This window comes from Streptomyces sp. NBC_00820 (genome assembly GCF_036347055.1).
Lineage (GTDB): Bacteria > Actinomycetota > Actinomycetes > Streptomycetales > Streptomycetaceae > Streptomyces.
The window spans coordinates 7,015,407-7,030,233 of the sequence record NZ_CP108882.1 but is presented as its reverse complement, the minus strand read 5'-3'; the positions used below and the strand labels follow the sequence as shown (position 1 = coordinate 7,030,233).

The following is a 14,827-nucleotide window of genomic DNA, read 5'->3' as shown; positions in this document are numbered from 1 at the left end:
GCCGTTCAACGACCCACCACCTTCATGGATTCCGGCCCGGCGGGCCGGTGGTCCTCCACCAGGTCCATGAACACGTCCTCCAACGAGAGGACCTGCTTGCGCAGTTCGCTGACCTCCAGGCCGTTCTCCACGAGCAGCCGGTTGACGGCGGCCGCCTCGCGCGGGTCGACGACCACGCGCAGCTCCCCGTCGACGGCCGTCGCCGAGCGGACGGCCGGCATCTTCCGTACGAGTTCGGCTGCGCGCTCGGGCGCGTCCACGGTCACCGTCAGACCGCCCTCGCCCGCGCTGCGGCGCAGTTCGGCGACCGTGCCCTCGGCGATCAGCCGGCCTCGGCGGATCACCCCGACCCGGTCGCACAGGTGCTCCACCTCGGCCAGCAGATGGCTGGACAGCAGCACCGTGCGGTGGTCCCGGCGCAGACCGGTGATCAGCTCGCGCATGCTCGCCATGCCCTCCGGGTCAAGGCCGTTGGTCGGCTCGTCGAGGATGAGCAGGGCGGGGTCCTTCAGCAGCGCGGCGGCCACCGCGACGCGCTGTTTCATGCCGAGCGAGTACGCGCGGAAGGCGACGTCCGCTTTGGCCGTCATCCCGACCTCTTCGAGGACCTGCTCGATGCGGGTCGCGGGTACGGACGCGTAGCCGGCGATGACGCGCAGGTTGTCCCGGCCGGACAGGTGCGGATACAGGGCCGGAGGTGCCTCGATCAGTGCTCCCGTCCCACGCAGACTGCGCCGGGTCCCGGCGCGGTGGCCCAGCACCGTCGCGGTGCCCGAGGTGGGCCGGGTCAGCCCCACCAGCATGCGCATGGTGGTGCTCTTGCCGGCTCCGTTGGGTCCGAGGAATCCGTAGACCTCGCCGCGCCGGACCGTCATGTCGAGGTCGAACACACCGGTTTCCGGGCCGTACCGCTTGGTCAGCCCGCTGGTGCGGATCGCGATCGCGTCGCCGCTGTCAGGCATCGGCGGCCTGCCGTTCGCCGGTACGGCGGCCCCGCGCGGCCAGCGCCAGGATGCCGGCCGCCACCACGGACTCAACGGCGAGGATCACCGCCGCCCACAGCGGGCCCGTCCAGCGCTGGAGGGTGCCGAACCAGACCCACATCAGGCCGCAGTAGGCCGACGCGAGGAGCAGGAGCGAGGTGATGCCGTAGACCGCGTAGGCGCGTGCGTCGCGGGGCGGGTAGGCGTCGAGCTGTTCCCGGGCGGCGGGGTCGCGCCGGCGCAGGCGCAGCCGCCAGAACCGGTAGGACTCGCGGCGCAGGTCCACGAGGTCCAGCGCGTGGGTGAGCATGACGTAACCGTCCGATCGCAGAACCGGCAGCAGACTCATCAGGGCACCTGAGCTGCCGAACAGCAGCAGCGCGGCGGCGAGCGGGCGTCCGGGCACCCCGTCCCGGGCCAGCAGCCACCAGGCCAGCACCGGTACCAGCGCGAGCAGGCTGACGAAGACGCCGGCGAACGCGGTACCCACCCGGGCCCCGCGCCGGGGGAAGAGCACGATGTCGTCCGTGCGGCAGTAAGGGGTCAGCATCGGAAACCGCCAGCTGAGCCCGATCTCGGTTACCGTGCCGCCGAAGTGACGGCAGGTCACGCCGTGGGCGAACTCGTGCAGCACGGTGATGCCCCAGAACAGCAGCATCGACAGCGGCACGGTGATCATCCAGGACTTCTGGTGGGTCGCCTCGTGGGTCAGGGTGGACAGGTGCGTCCAGACGAACACCTGCAGAGCGACCACCAGGACGGACGCGGGGATCAGGAACGCCGCGCGGAAGGCGAACGCCAGCCGGGTGGCGAGCGTGGCGCACAACCGGTCGGGGCGCAGCATCACCCAGCGTCGGCGCAGCAGGCTCTGACGCGCCGACTCCTTGGCCTCGTGGGCCTGTCTGAGCTTGTCCAGGGCCGCGTCGTCGGCGTGTCCGTCGAGCAGCTGGTAGCGGCCGAGCATGGTGAACATCTGCTGCCAGTGGGCAGGTCCGAGCCGGCGGTCGTAGGTGTCGGTGTAGCTGCGCCCGATGTCCTCGATGGTGTGGCCGCCGTCCATCAGGCCCATGATGAAGTGCTCGCGGGGCCCCACCCGGTAGTAGCAGCCGGTGCGTGCGTCCTTGACGTGGTGCACGGTCTTCGGGCCGGAGCGCAGGGCGGGGCCGAGCACCACCTCGGGCCGGAGCCGCGGCCGGTCGTAGGCCGTCTCGGTCACCGCAGCGCCTCCAGGGGTGCCATGTCGGACAGCGCCTTGCAGATGACGTAGGAGAGGTAGATCTCGTCCAGGATGCTCACCCCGAGCCGGTTGTTGGTCATGTGGACGTAGGAGCTGAGCACGATGGCCAAGGCGTCCTCGGGGTCCGGTACGGCTCCGTCGCGGAACGTCAGGTGTCCGGCGTCGGCCAGTTTCAGTACGCGGTCGCGGAGTTCGGTGCAGTGTGCCAGCCAGGCCCGCTCCAGCGGGGTGGGCGAGGCCGAGGAGTCGCCCCGGGCGCTGTCGCGCACATGCTGCAGCCGGGGTACCAGCCGGTCCTTCATCCGTTCGTAGGAGCGGTCGAAGCGCTCGTGCTGGCTGTCGCTCGGCTCCTGGTACGAGGTCTCCCACATGGTGCGGTAGCGGCCGAGGAACCGGGCCACCGCGTCCTCGTCGCGCAGCAGGGCGAAGCACAGTCCTGCCGTCAACTGGGCGGCCTGGCCCAGCAGTACGGTGCGTACGTGCACATTGGTGGTGTCCAGCAGCGTCATCACCGTCTCGCTGGACTCCTGGAAGTGCCACTCGGCCAGCTCCATGCCGGCCGGGCCGCCGTAGCGGTCCAGTTCGCGTTCGTAGGGGACGGGGGCGACGCTGTTGTTCCCCTGGAACGGCATCTCGCCGTCGGCGCCGTAGAGTTCGTCCCAGCGTTCCTCGCTGTACTCGGCGAGGAACATGTTCTTGTAGAGGTCGCCGCTGGCGTTGCGGTCCTCCTCGTAGAGGGCGGGGCGCTCGCGCAGGTACGCCTCCAGTGTCTCCCGTGCCGTGCGCGCGACCTCGCCGGCCGCCGACGCGTCGGCCGGCAGCAGGCGCAGCCTGATGTGCGGGCCCTCCAGCCAGTAGCGGATGAAGAACCACGAGCGCAGCATGCCCAGATCCCGCAGGCGTGACACCAACGGCCGTACGCAGTGCACCAGTACGGGGTTGGCGTTCGCGGCGTAGAAGACGTGCAGGCTGATCCAGCCGTCGCCGTCCTGCTCCGTTTCGATGTCCTGCTCCGTCTCGACGGAGACGCCGTGCTTCATGCCGCCGGTGTCGCCGTCGTCCGGTCCTCGCTTGCCGTCCATCACGTCCATCACCGCTCCGTCTCCGTTCCGTTGACGCCGTCGAGCTGGACCGTGAGTTCGGTGACGTACCGGTGCCGGTCGTCGCGCAGCCACAGCTGGTCGGGGCCGGGCAGCATCTCGGTGAGCACCACCGCCGAGGCGCTCTTGCGGACGGCGGTCTCCAGCAGCCGCACGCACGCGTAGGAGTCGAAGTCCACGTACTGCGGCTTGTGTTCGCCGCCGAGCGAGGCGAACACATGGCGCGGGAGTCCCGCGCTCCGCTGCCATTCCCGCCAGGCCAGGAACCACTCGTCGTCCGACTGTCCGGCCACCGCCGGCGGCAGTTGGCCGGCGGCGAACCGCCAGGACTTGCGCTGGAGCACCACGTTGCCCAGCCGTACGCGCGGGAGGACACCGCTGTCGCCCTCCTGGACGCCGGTGCCCTCCCACAGGTCGAGCTGGACCATGGTCGTACAGGAGAAGTTCAGCAGCACCTGCTGCACCTCGGGGAGCGCCATGGGCAGCAGGAAGCCGAGGTAGACGGGGATCACCTCGACGCCGAGCCGGCGGGAGCGCAGGCGCAGCCGGTCGGTTTCCGCGTCGTGCTCGACGACCAGGTCCTCCACCGGGATCCGCTCGTGCGGCGGGCGGAAGCTGGTCTCGCCGGGGCAGACGATCTCGTAGGGGGTGACGACGGGGTGGAGGTTCAGGTTGGTCGCGTCGTAGCCGCCCTTGAGCTCGGCGAACACGGCGCCCTCCGGTACGGCGTCGTCCAGCGAGCGGCGCAGTGACGCGGTGAGGGCGTCGTCGAAGCAGTGCGCGAACCGGGAGAAGAGGAGGGTGAGTCCGGAGTAGACGCGGTTGACGACCACGAGGGGGTCCTCGGTGCCGTTCTCGGCGAGCTGGAGGAAGAACGACAGCGACCGCAGGTCCTCGGTGCGCGGCAGCAGTCCCTCCACGGTGGCGAGGAAGTCCTCGTCGAGTTCGACGTCGGCTCCGCTCGCGCGGGCTTTCCCGTACCGGAGTCCCATCTCCTCGGCCACGGCGGCGCGGGCGCGGTCGATGCCGGTGATCTCCTCCTGCCGGAACCAGTTGTCGTACGGAAGCGGTGTGGTGCCGTCGAAGCGCTGGTGGCGCATCAGGCGTTGGTTGTAGTTGTCGTAGAAGTCCTGGTTGAACTGGTGGGCGAAGGACAGGAAGTCCTCGCAGCGGCCGCCTTCGCCGTAGCGTGCGCGGAAGAACCCCCTGGTGACGATCCTGCGTACGGCGTTGCCGTCGAACGCCGGCAGGATGCGGGCGAGTTGTCGCAGGCCGGGGGTGAGCTTCCGGGTCCACGTCGAGGTGTCACCGGTCACCGTCAGTCCGGGCAGGGTGGTGTCCTCGTAGACCAGGGTGCGCAGGACCGGTGTGTCGTCGCGGCCCAGGAGGCGATGTGTCTCGGCCACCGACTCCTTGACGTGGGCGAGCAGTTCACGCCTGCGGGCCAGTCCGGCACCGGCGAACCGTTCGACGTCCGCGCCCATCCGCTCGACGAGCGCCGCGATGTCGTCGGCCCAGCTCGTGCCCAGTCCCCGCAGCCCGCCGCGGTAGGTGGAGACCGGGTCCGGGTCGTGGATGTCGAGGTGCAGATCCGGCACGACGAGCAGGCCCAGCCTGAGCAACTGGGCCAGATACCGCTCCACTTCGGGCTGCGGGCGCTTGACGTCCAGCGCGCACAGCTGCCGTACGGCGTCCTCGAACCGCAGCGTCGTGCCGTCGCCGAACAGCTTGAGCACGTCGGCGAGGGCGTCTCCGCCGGGCAGGTAGAACAGGCTCTCGTGGACCGCGTCCAGGGTGACCGCCGCGTCGGCATTGCCGTCGGCGCCGCGCAGCTTGCGCAGGTAGCGGACCCGGTCCTGGTGCACCTCGGTTCCGCTGGTGGCGCGGACCGGCAGTTCGTGGCGGATCCGGGGGTTGGTGGTGAGCAGTTCCGAGAGCCGGGCGAGTACCGCGATGTTCAGCCGGGTGCTGCCCCGCTTCTCCCACCCGTCGACGGACGCGACGAGCGGCCGGCCGCCGGCCTCGGCGAAGTGGCCCGCGGACACCGCCGTCAGGGTGCTGAACGGGCTGGTCTTGCACGCGGTGCGCAGCAGGTACTCCAGCAGCGAGCGTTCGATGCGCCTCTCCCGCTTGCTCAGCGGGCCGTCGGCGTCGGCGCGGTTCAGGTATGCGTCGAGGTACTCGTCGAGCGACGGGGACGACAGCTGGATGCCGTGCCGCAGGTCCGTCTCCGTCGCGGTGCGGCGCAGCTCGCGTCGGGCCGCTTCGGTCTCCTCGGCCAGGACGCCGGAGCCGGTGCGCAGCAGCGCCTCGTGCCGCTGCCGGTCGGTCAACCACGCGCGCAGTTCCGCGAGTTCGGTGCCCGCCAGCAGCGGCTCGGCCCGCTCCAAGCCGCGTGGCGCACGGGAGTTGAAGACGTCGCGGCGCAGGTTGATCAGGGTCCGGCGGGCCGCCGGGTCGTCGAGGCTCTGTGCCACCCGCTCCTGCAGGCGGTCGGCGAGCCGGGCTCCGCGCTCGCGCAGCCGCCGCCGCGCGTCGAGCACGTCGTCCGCCCATGCCGCGCTCGCGGGAGTGGCCAGCGCGGCGGCGGTTTCGAAGGGGAGACCGCCGACGCGCAGCATGAACCTCGGCACCAGGTGCCAGCGCACGCGCTCCGCGCTCTCGTGGTCGGGCAGGGTCGCGGCCGACGCCACATGTGACGTCGGCGCCGGCAGCGCGCTGGATTTCACGGATCAGCCCTCTCAGACCAGCCGGTAGTCGAAGTCCGCGCTGTCCGCGCGTTCGTGGCCGAGCAGCACGAAGAGGAAGGTTCGTTCGTCCCCGTCGTCGAGGCCGGCCCACTCGTCGATGGCGATGTTGTCGAAGCCGAGCACGGCTCCGCAGCCGACGCCCAGCGCGGCGGCGGCAGTGTAGGCCGTCTGCGCCACCGCGCCCACCTCGGAGTTGAGCACCCGGTAGCCGCGGCTGCCGTAGGCGTCGAGCGTGCTGCGCCACCGCCCCGAGATCGCCAGCACGGCGCCGACCTGTTCCAGGTTGTAGTTGCTCAGGTAGTAGGCGTGTTGCAGCTTCTGGGCGAGCGGCATCTCGCGCATCACGCGCAGCCGGTGCCCGCCGCCGTCGTAGCGGTAGGTGCCGCTCGGCAGTCCGGCGACCCGGTTCGCCAGGACGTACAGCCCCGTCAGCCCCACGTCGTCGGGCACCACGTCCGCGACGTACCGCTGCCCCGACGCGGTGCCCGCGAGCACGGTGCCCAGTTCGTCGAGGCCGAGCGGGCGGGAGCGGGTGAAGGAGCCGAAGCTGGTGCGGCGGGAGCGCAGTGTCTCGCCGATGTCCTGGCCCAGCCGGTCCGTCAGCGGCTCCGGCAGTACGACCTCCTGGCCCCCGGCGGGCGGGACCGGTACGAGTCCGCGCGCCACGTCGGGCTCCGGGCGCTCACGGCGGTCCGCGAGGACCGCGTGGTGCACCTGCTCGATCTGCTCGAAGGTGAGCAGGCGCGCCGATCTCTCGAAGCTGGGCCGGTCGATCAGGCCGACCGGGCCGTCGCGGTGGACTGGATCGGCCGCAGGAGCGGCGGGTGTGCCGAACGACACCGGGACCACGGCCAGCGCGCACTCCTCGTCGGTGTCGAGCCCCAGCAGCCGGTTCAGCCGCTCGTCGTCGAACCACAGCACCCTGGTGAGGCGCCGGCCCGTGCCCCGCGCGATCAGCTCCCAACTGCCCAGCAGGGCACCGGCGTCCTGCGTCACCACGTGGTAGCAGAAGCTGTTGTACTTGAAGGAGTTCTTCCAGAACCGCACGGTCACGATGAGGAAGCCGTCGGCCGATCCGGAACCGGCCCCGGACTCGCACGCCGCGCGCACCTCGTCGGTGAGGTCACCGGCCAGCAGGCGTTCGAAGCCGTGGTGCGCCGTCGAGTAGTGGTAGACGCCGGGAGTCAGCGGTCCGCCCGGCCCGGCCACCCAGTACACCTCCAGCGGGTACATCCCTCCCCCGGAGGCGGTGCCTCTCCCCCACAGCGCCTCCGGGTAGAGCACCCGCACATCGCTGTCCTGGTTCCAGCTCACCCGTAGCCTGCGGTCGAGAACGCCGTAGGACAGCCGCAGCAGCGCGGCGAGCGAGTCGAGCGTCCAGGGCGGGCCCTGTCCGGCGGGCGGTTCGCCGAGGAGTACGTCCGCGGCGCCGGCCAGCGGCAGATCGGTGCCCGCCGGCAGGGGAAAGCGCCGTACCCCCAGGTAGGTCTTGTGCCGGGAGGGCTGGTCCTCCCAGTCGGGGGTGAATCCGACCGGCTCCATCGGCTCCCGGCCGCGCCGGAACACCGACTCCACATAGTCGCTCACGACCTGCGTGCGGTCCTCGGACACGGGGTCTCCTCCTTCGGCCGGCTCTCGCGCTGACGGGGACGGACGGCTCACGGGAACGGGTGCGGCCTGCGGTTCAGCCCCGTGGGGCCGAACCCCTCGGCACGGGCGTGGATCTCCGTCAGCTCGCCGTCGAGGTAGGCCTGCAGCCGCGGGTGCTGGAGTACGCGCTGCCGCTCCCAGCCGAAGTCGATCGGCACCAGCCCCGGCGCCAGCACGCTCAGCGTGCGGATGCCGGTGCCGTCCTGCTCCGGGCAGGTCTGGTCGACCGCGACGACGTCACTGCCGACCTCGCGCAGCCGCTCCATCACGAACCGCGCGTCCTCGGCCAGGTCCAGGCTCTCGGGCCGCTGGGCGAGCCAGGCGCCGTACAGCTCGTCCATCGACCGGGGCGGCGCCGCGTCGAGCAGGAAGTCGACGGCCGGTGCCATCTCCGGCAGACCGTACAGCAACGCGTGGTGGGTGAGTTCGTGCACCCGGTCGTAGTCGGTGACCATCGCGCGCAGGTCGGGCAGTCTCGCCTCCACCCGCTCGTCCATGCCCGGGATGTAGGAGGCGGTCTCCGCGATGGCCGCGCGCACCGCCTCCACCGGGTCGAGGCTCGCTCCGGCGGCGAAGCACAGCCGGCCGAGGCCGCCGTCCAGCCGTTCGGCCACCGCCATCACGGCGGGTACGGGGACGTCCACCCGCATGTCGAACAGGCGCATCCGGTAGCCGAGCCGCGCGACCCGGTCCAGTACGAACTGGACCTCCTCGTCGACGACGGTCGCCTGGTCGATCTCCGGCAGCCTGGCGGCGCCGTACCAGCACAGCAGGAACGCGTCGCGCTCGATGAGTTCGAGCATGCCGTGCAGGAGAGCCTCCTCGACGCTGCTGCCGCTGGCGCAGCCGTTGGAGCACTCCTGGACGAACTTCCGGTCCGGGCGGCGGTCCAGGTAGAAGACGAACTGCTCGGGCACCAGCAGCGGCCGCTGATCGCCGAAGGAGTAGCCCCACACCCAGTGGGTCGGGGTGTCCGGACGGTAGGGCTGGTAGTAGTCGTGGTGTCCGACGTAGAACTCCGGGCGGTACGAGCCCATCGACGCGGGGTCGAGGGCGTCCGGCGCCAGTTCGCGGTAACTGCCGTACGTCTTCGGGTCCTTGGCCCGCGGGAACTGACCCGCGTACCGCTCCAGGCCCTCAAGGATGCCGTACCGCTCGCTGCTCGCCGAGCTCTGCGACTGCCCGCTCCACCACATCTCGTGGAAGTCGTACTTGCTGCGCACCCGGAAGTACCCGCTGACGGGCAGGGTGGCGCTGCACTGGTAGACGCGGCGGGCCGCGCTCGCCAGCGCTCCGCACACCTCGTTGACCAGGCCGCCGGTCGGCAGGGTCAGATCCGCCGCCGACGCGCCCCGGTAGGTGGTCGGTCCCGGCTTCGGCCGCGGGTGAAGCGGCAGTCGCGCGCCGTCGGCGGTGTCGGGTGCCGGGGTGGCGCAGTTCTCGCACTCGGAGTCGGGGATCAGGTCGTGGCGGACGGTCGTCAGGTCGCGGGTCCGCAGCTCCACGATCCGGCCGATCCGCCGGTCGCCGGGGGCGAGTTCACCGTCGGCGGTCTCCGCGTGCACGATCTGCGCGATCTGTTCCAGGGCGAAGGCGGTGAGTGAGGATCCGTCGCCCGCGGCCCACGCGTCCGCGCCGTCCTCGATCGGCCCGCGCTCCTCGACCGGGCGCAGCGCCAGCCAGCGGCGGTCCAGGCAGCGGCCGCACGGCCGACTCGTGCCGTCGGCCCGGTGCAGCGGCCCCATCAGCATGGTCCCGCCGTACAGGCGCACCGGGTAGACGAGTTCGCCGACCGGGCGGTCCCTGTTCGACGCTGCCGGCGCGGACCGTGCCGGCAGGCCGAGTACCCCGACGTCGACCGTGACGCCCGCGCCGGCGCGGCCGGCCAGATAGTCGCGGACGACGTCGGTCACCCGGGGGCCGTCGTCCGGGACCGTCGCGGTGGTCACCGCGTTCGACACCACATTCATCCGTCCACCCAGTCACTTCGAAGATGGGGGGTGCGGCCGCCGGCCTCGGCGACGGGGTCCGTCGCGTCGGGCGGCCGCACGTGTCAGCCGGACGACCGGGCCGGCGACAGGTGCGCACCGGCCCGGTCAGCTGCCTGCGTCAGCTGGTGCTGCTGCTGCAGGAGCAGCAGCTGCTGGTGGAGCAGGAGCAGCAGCTGGAGCACGAGCAGGACGAGCTGGACCATGCCAGCTCGACGGACTCGTCGGTCATCTCCTCGATCTCGAACGTCGCGCTCTCCAGAGCGCTCAGTTCGTCCTTGAGCTCAGCGGACATGGCGATCCTCCCTTCGTGATGTGGGATGTGCACCCGGAACCTGTGTTCCGAGAACCGTGGCGCGCCTCGGGGGCGCGGGCCGGCTCGCCGCCGCGCTACTTCTCGGCGAGCAGGATCGTTCCGGTGACCATGGCGCGGACCGCGCTCAGGTCGATGGGGGTCGTGTCGGCGAACAGGACACGCGTGCCGTCGGCGTCCAGTCGGCCGAGCGCTTCGGGCATCGGCATCCCGGGCTGGTCGAAGGACCACTCGGCCTTCGCGTCGCCCTCGGCGAGGGTCCTGGGGTCGAAGTCGGCCACGAGCGGGTCGCCCGGGTCCAGGGGCGCGCCCTCGTAGTGCCGGCCGACGGCGAGTCCGACGGCGTCCCGCACCGCCTCGCGTACGGCGGCCCGTACCGACAGCGCCGAGCCCGTCGCCCAGTCGACCGCGCCGCCATCGGCGCCCTCGACCACCGCGAGCACCGCGAAGGCCGGTGCGGCGCCGGGCAGCGCGTAGAGGCGGGCGGTTCGGCCGATGTGCCGCAGACTGCCGAGCGCGAAGGCCGTCTCGTCGTCGCCGGCCAGCCACTCCTCGGTGAGCGGCAGGGCCGGTTCCTCGCCGCGGATCGCGCGGACGAGCCCGCGCTGCGCCAGCGCCGAGCACAGCCCGCGTTCCTGTACGTCCGCCACAGTCCAGCCGGCCGCCGCGCCCGCGGGGCTCGGCTCGAACAGCAGCCGGGAGTTGGCCGGGGAGAGCGGGTGGACGGCCGCGGCCGGCACCTGCCAATGGCTGCCGTCGTGCAGGGACACGGCGGACAGCCGGGCCCGCGTTGCCGGGTCCTCCTCGGCTACGGGCAGGCCGCTGAACAGGGCGAGCCGCTCGGCCGGCACCACGTCCCCGTCCAGGGGGGCGGCCGGGCCGGCCTGGTCCGGCAGCCCGGAGGGCCCGAGCCTGCCCAGGTAGCAGACGACCGCCGCCTGCACCGCGCGTGTGCGGGCGACCAGGACGGTGTCGGCGTCGAACGCGGCGATCTCGCGCGCTTCGTCGGCCGGCGATCCGGCCGGCCCGAGCCGCACCCGGCCGGTCTTGAGCGGGATCTGCCGGATCGAGTCGTCCGTCCAGCCGGACAGCAGACCGAATTCCGGGGAGACCAGAACAGCCGCTCGCCCATAGGCGTCACTGTCGTCGGCGGGCGGGCGTACGGCGTCGTCGGGCTCCACCCGCTGGTGCCGCATCGGGCATCCGGGGTGCGGCAGCACCCGTTCGCGGCCGGACTCGAGTGTGGTCAGGTCCTGGATCACGGCGTGCCGCTCGTCGTCCGGCCGCAACTGGCCGGTGCGCAGCCGGAAGACCTCGAACGCGACGGCGTTGCCGGCCATGGACTGCGCCACCGTGCTGCCGCCGGGGGTGTCACCGGCGTTCGGGGCCTCACCGCCGGTCGGGCCGATCGCCATCGCGCGCCAGAAGTCGGCCATGAGCCGGGGATCGGAGTTGGCGGACAGCCGAAGCCGCGCGCACACCCAGCAGGGCTGCTCCGCGGGTCCGGAGACCGGCCCGAGCACCACGTGGTCCCGGTCGGCCACCACCGGGACCAGGCGCGGGCCCCGCAGGGCGCCGTGCAGCCGTTCGGTCAGTTCGAGCAGCGCACCGCCGCGCGAGCCGTCGGCCACGGCCACCACGACGTCGTACGGCGTCAGATCCTCGGGGGTCGACGGCAGCACGACGACGTGTGCCGGTGCGCCCGCTTCCGCGAGCCGAGCCGTCTCGGTGTCGAATTCCGATCCCCACGCGGCGTCGTCCAGCGTGGTCTCGGCCAGTCCGTTGCGCAACAGGCCGCGCACCGCTGCCGCCGCGACGCTCCCGGGCGGTCCGCTGACCAGGATCCGGGAGGAGCGGAACCGCGCGAAGAGTTCCTGCGGCGTCCGCTGGTCCGCGTGCATGAAATGTTCCACGAAGTTGATCTGCGGCGCGAACAGATCCGATACGGCGGCCGGCAGCACCTGCACGTCAGGACGCGGAACGGCGCGGGCGAAGCCCCGGTCGAGCAGGGTGCGTATCAGTCCGACGGCGGTTATACGACGGCTGTCGTCCAGCCCATCACATAATTCGGCGATGCTGGATTCGCCGGTCATTCGCGGGCCGAGGACGGACATCCACTCATACGCGCCGGCGCCTTTGAGGACGCAGGAAGTCTCTGAACTTCTGAGATAGATTCCGGTGTCGACGCGAAGGAATACCACGTCATTACGCAGCCGGGGTCTTATCTCCATCAGAGGTGCACGGTCGATCGTTTGCATATCGCCCCTTCGCAGGATCGTACGCCTCTCGATGGTGGGGCATCGCTACCCGCGTCCACCGGGGAGGATTGTGTCTGCCGTGTAATGGCCGCGTCAACAGTCTGTACCGACTTCAACGAGCGGTGCCCGATTGGACCGCTTTTGGAATCCTTGGTGATCCGCTTGACGAACCATGACGGCGCGGGGCGATATAGGGCCGGCCTCCCGGATCATTATCGCTTCCCGTTTGCTGGACAACAGTTAGCGCCCGGCCGAAATCCGCCGGCGCCCCGCGATCAGTGAAACGCAATCTACTTGAGCGGTTTCATCATGTAACCGGCGGTAGCCCCAGCGGCTCGCGCGCACTCCACTCTCGAAATCGATCCCGATCGCAAACAAGCCACTCCACCACCGCACGAGGCACGCGCGGGTGCGCAGGGGGTCAGTGCCGCTGCACTGACCCCCTGCGCACCCGCGCGTGCCCGGACCCGTGCCTCAGGCGGCGAGGTCGTGACCGGGGTGCAGCACCACCTTGGTGTAGCCCTCGATCCGCTTGTCGAACTTCTCGTACGCCTGCGGGGCCTGCTCCAGCGGCAACTCGTGGGACACCACGAAGCTGGGCTTGGCGCGCCCGGAGATGATCAGGTCACGCAGCTGGCGGTTGTACCGCTTGACGTTGCACTGACCGGTGCCCATCTTCTGCCCCTTCTCGAACATCTTGCCGATCGAGACCAGAAGCTGGCCGTGCTTGGCGTGCTCGTCGGGGCCGCCCGGGTCGGACGGCACGTACAGGCCCGACCCGCACCCCGCGCTGCGCACCCTGGGCGGGGCTTGCCCCACCGACATCGGCTGTCAGGTTCGCGACCCGGCGCCTCGTCCGCCCGCTGACTCGGTCAAGGCAGGCTGTCCCCAACCGGTCCCCGAAAACGATTCAGGGGCCGCCTCGGATTTCTCCGAAACGGCCCCTGAACTGCGACTCTCACGAGTCGGGACGACAGGATTTGAACCTGCGACCCCTTGACCCCCAGTCAAGTGCGCTACCAAGCTGCGCCACGTCCCGTTGCGGTCTCACACGGAGCGTTCCGCGTGATCACGCAGGTCAACACTACCGCACGCGCACGGGTGCCGATGCCGCCTCCGCGGGAACGGGGTCGACCACGCGGCCGGCGGTGCGGCGCACCGGGACCAGGAGGGCGGCGCCGGCCGCGGCGAGGCAGAGCAGGGCGAGGAGGGCCCAGCCGTGGGTGTAGCCGGAGGCGTACGGCAGTCCGGAGGGCTGGAGCCGGCCGGTGACCAGGACGCTGGTGAGCGCGGCGCCGATGGAGCCGCCGATGGTGCGGATGTTGGCGTTCATGCCGGTCGCGGCGCCGGTCTGCTCGGGCGGGACGCTGCCGACGATGAGGTTGGCCATGGAGGAGAAGGCCAGTCCGATGCCGAGGCCGAACAGGCCCGCGACGACGGCTATCTGCCACTGCTCGTCATGCCAGAAGGTCAGGAAGCCGCAGGCGAGCGCGCCGAGCGCGGCGCCGGTGGTGAGCAGCACCTTGGCGCCGAGGCGGGGTTCCAGGCGCCCCGAGAGGATGCCGGAGGCGAACATCGCGATCAGCATCGGCAGCATGAGCAGCCCGGACTCGGTGACGCTCGCGCCGAAGCCGTAGCCGGCCGCGGACGGCATCTGGACGAAGCCCGGCAGGAAGGACCAGATCGCGTACATGCCCGCACCGAAGAGCAGGGCGGCCGCGTTGGTCGTCCACACCGTGGGCAGTCGCATCACGCGCAAGTCGATCAGCGGACTGCGGGAGCGCGACTCGGTCGTGAGCCACAGCGCGAACAGCGCCACGGCGGCGGCGAACAGGCCGAGGGTCTTCGCGGAGCCCCAGCCCCATCGTGTGGCCTGGCTGAGCGGGAGCAGGAGCGCCACCAGCCACGCCGACAGCAGGGCGGCGCCGAGCCAACTGACCGTCCCCTGCGCACGCTTGGGGGACTCGGGGACATAGCGCAGGGCTATCAGGATCGTCGCGGCGACGACGGCCACGGGGATCCAGAACAGCCACCGGTAGTCGAGGGCGGAGACGATGGGGCCTGCGGCAACCATGCCGACGCCGCCGCCCGCGGCGATCACCGCGGACAGGTTGCTGATGCTGCCGCTCACCTCGGACGGCGCGAACTCGTCCCGGATGATGCCGAAGGCGAGCGGGAAGAGGGCGCCGCCGACGCCCTGGACCACCCGGGCGACGATCAGCACGCCGATGGTCGGGGCGAGCGCGGCGATGAGGCAGCCCGCGAGGACGGCCACCAGGACCGCCACGAGGGTGCGCTTCTTGCCGACGAGATCGCCGACGCGGCCGAGGATGGGGGTGAAGACCGAGGCGGACAGCAGGTAGGCCGTCATCACCCAGGTCGCGGTGGACTGCGAGGTGTGCAGGGCGTGCTGGACGGTCGGCAGGGCCGGTGCGACCAGCGACTGCAGCATGGAGAAGACGCCCGCACCTGTCGCGAGGACCGCGAAGGTGAGGCGGGAGGACTTGCGGGGCATGGAGGAGCCTCTCCGGAGTCAGGACGCGGAGGG

9 protein-coding genes, 1 tRNA gene and 1 pseudogene are annotated in these 14,827 nt (G+C 71.3%); all 11 read right to left on the bottom strand.

Going from position 1 to position 14,827, the window contains the following annotated elements:
* Positions 1–5: 5 nt before the first annotated feature.
* Positions 6–962: an ABC transporter ATP-binding protein gene (locus tag OIB37_RS31380; protein WP_037855625.1), complete on the bottom strand. Its 957-nt coding sequence runs from the start codon at positions 960–962 to the stop codon at positions 6–8.
* A complete protein-coding gene (locus OIB37_RS31375; protein ID WP_330460980.1) occupies positions 955–2,199 on the bottom strand; it encodes a hypothetical protein in 1,245 nt (414 codons plus the stop codon). The genes OIB37_RS31380 and OIB37_RS31375 overlap by 8 nt, the downstream gene beginning before the upstream one ends.
* The gene (locus OIB37_RS31370) at positions 2,196–3,311 is read right to left on the bottom strand and encodes a thiopeptide-type bacteriocin biosynthesis protein (protein ID WP_330460979.1); all 1,116 of its coding nucleotides are present in this window, start codon (positions 3,309–3,311) and stop codon (positions 2,196–2,198) included. The genes OIB37_RS31375 and OIB37_RS31370 overlap by 4 nt, the downstream gene beginning before the upstream one ends.
* Positions 3,311–6,049 carry a lantibiotic dehydratase gene (locus OIB37_RS31365; protein ID WP_330460978.1) on the bottom strand — a complete coding sequence of 913 codons (2,739 nt, stop codon included), beginning with the start codon at positions 6,047–6,049 and terminating at the stop codon, positions 3,311–3,313. The genes OIB37_RS31370 and OIB37_RS31365 overlap by 1 nt, the downstream gene beginning before the upstream one ends.
* Positions 6,050–6,061: 12 nt before the next feature.
* Positions 6,062–7,681, bottom strand: coding sequence for a SagB family peptide dehydrogenase (locus OIB37_RS31360; protein WP_330460977.1), 1,620 nt, complete (start codon positions 7,679–7,681; stop codon positions 6,062–6,064).
* A 47-nt stretch (positions 7,682–7,728) separates the two neighbouring features.
* Entirely contained in the window at positions 7,729–9,690 is a 1,962-nt protein-coding gene (locus tag OIB37_RS31355; protein WP_330460976.1) for a TOMM precursor leader peptide-binding protein, read from the bottom strand.
* Positions 9,691–9,829: 139 nt separating this feature from the next.
* On the bottom strand, positions 9,830–10,003 hold the full coding sequence (locus OIB37_RS31350) for a hypothetical protein (protein ID WP_330460975.1): 174 nt from the start codon (positions 10,001–10,003) through the stop codon (positions 9,830–9,832).
* A 95-nt stretch (positions 10,004–10,098) separates the two neighbouring features.
* A complete protein-coding gene (locus OIB37_RS31345) occupies positions 10,099–12,114 on the bottom strand; it encodes a TOMM precursor leader peptide-binding protein (protein ID WP_330460974.1) in 2,016 nt (671 codons plus the stop codon).
* Between the two features lie 639 nt (positions 12,115–12,753).
* Positions 12,754–13,053: pseudogene (locus OIB37_RS31340) on the bottom strand (aldehyde dehydrogenase); the annotation flags it as partial.
* A 191-nt stretch (positions 13,054–13,244) separates the two neighbouring features.
* A tRNA-Pro gene (locus tag OIB37_RS31335) sits at positions 13,245–13,318 on the bottom strand.
* Between the two features lie 45 nt (positions 13,319–13,363).
* Positions 13,364–14,794 carry an MFS transporter gene (locus OIB37_RS31330; RefSeq protein ID WP_330460973.1) on the bottom strand — a complete coding sequence of 477 codons (1,431 nt, stop codon included), beginning with the start codon at positions 14,792–14,794 and terminating at the stop codon, positions 13,364–13,366.
* Between the last annotated feature and the right edge of the window lie 33 nt (positions 14,795–14,827).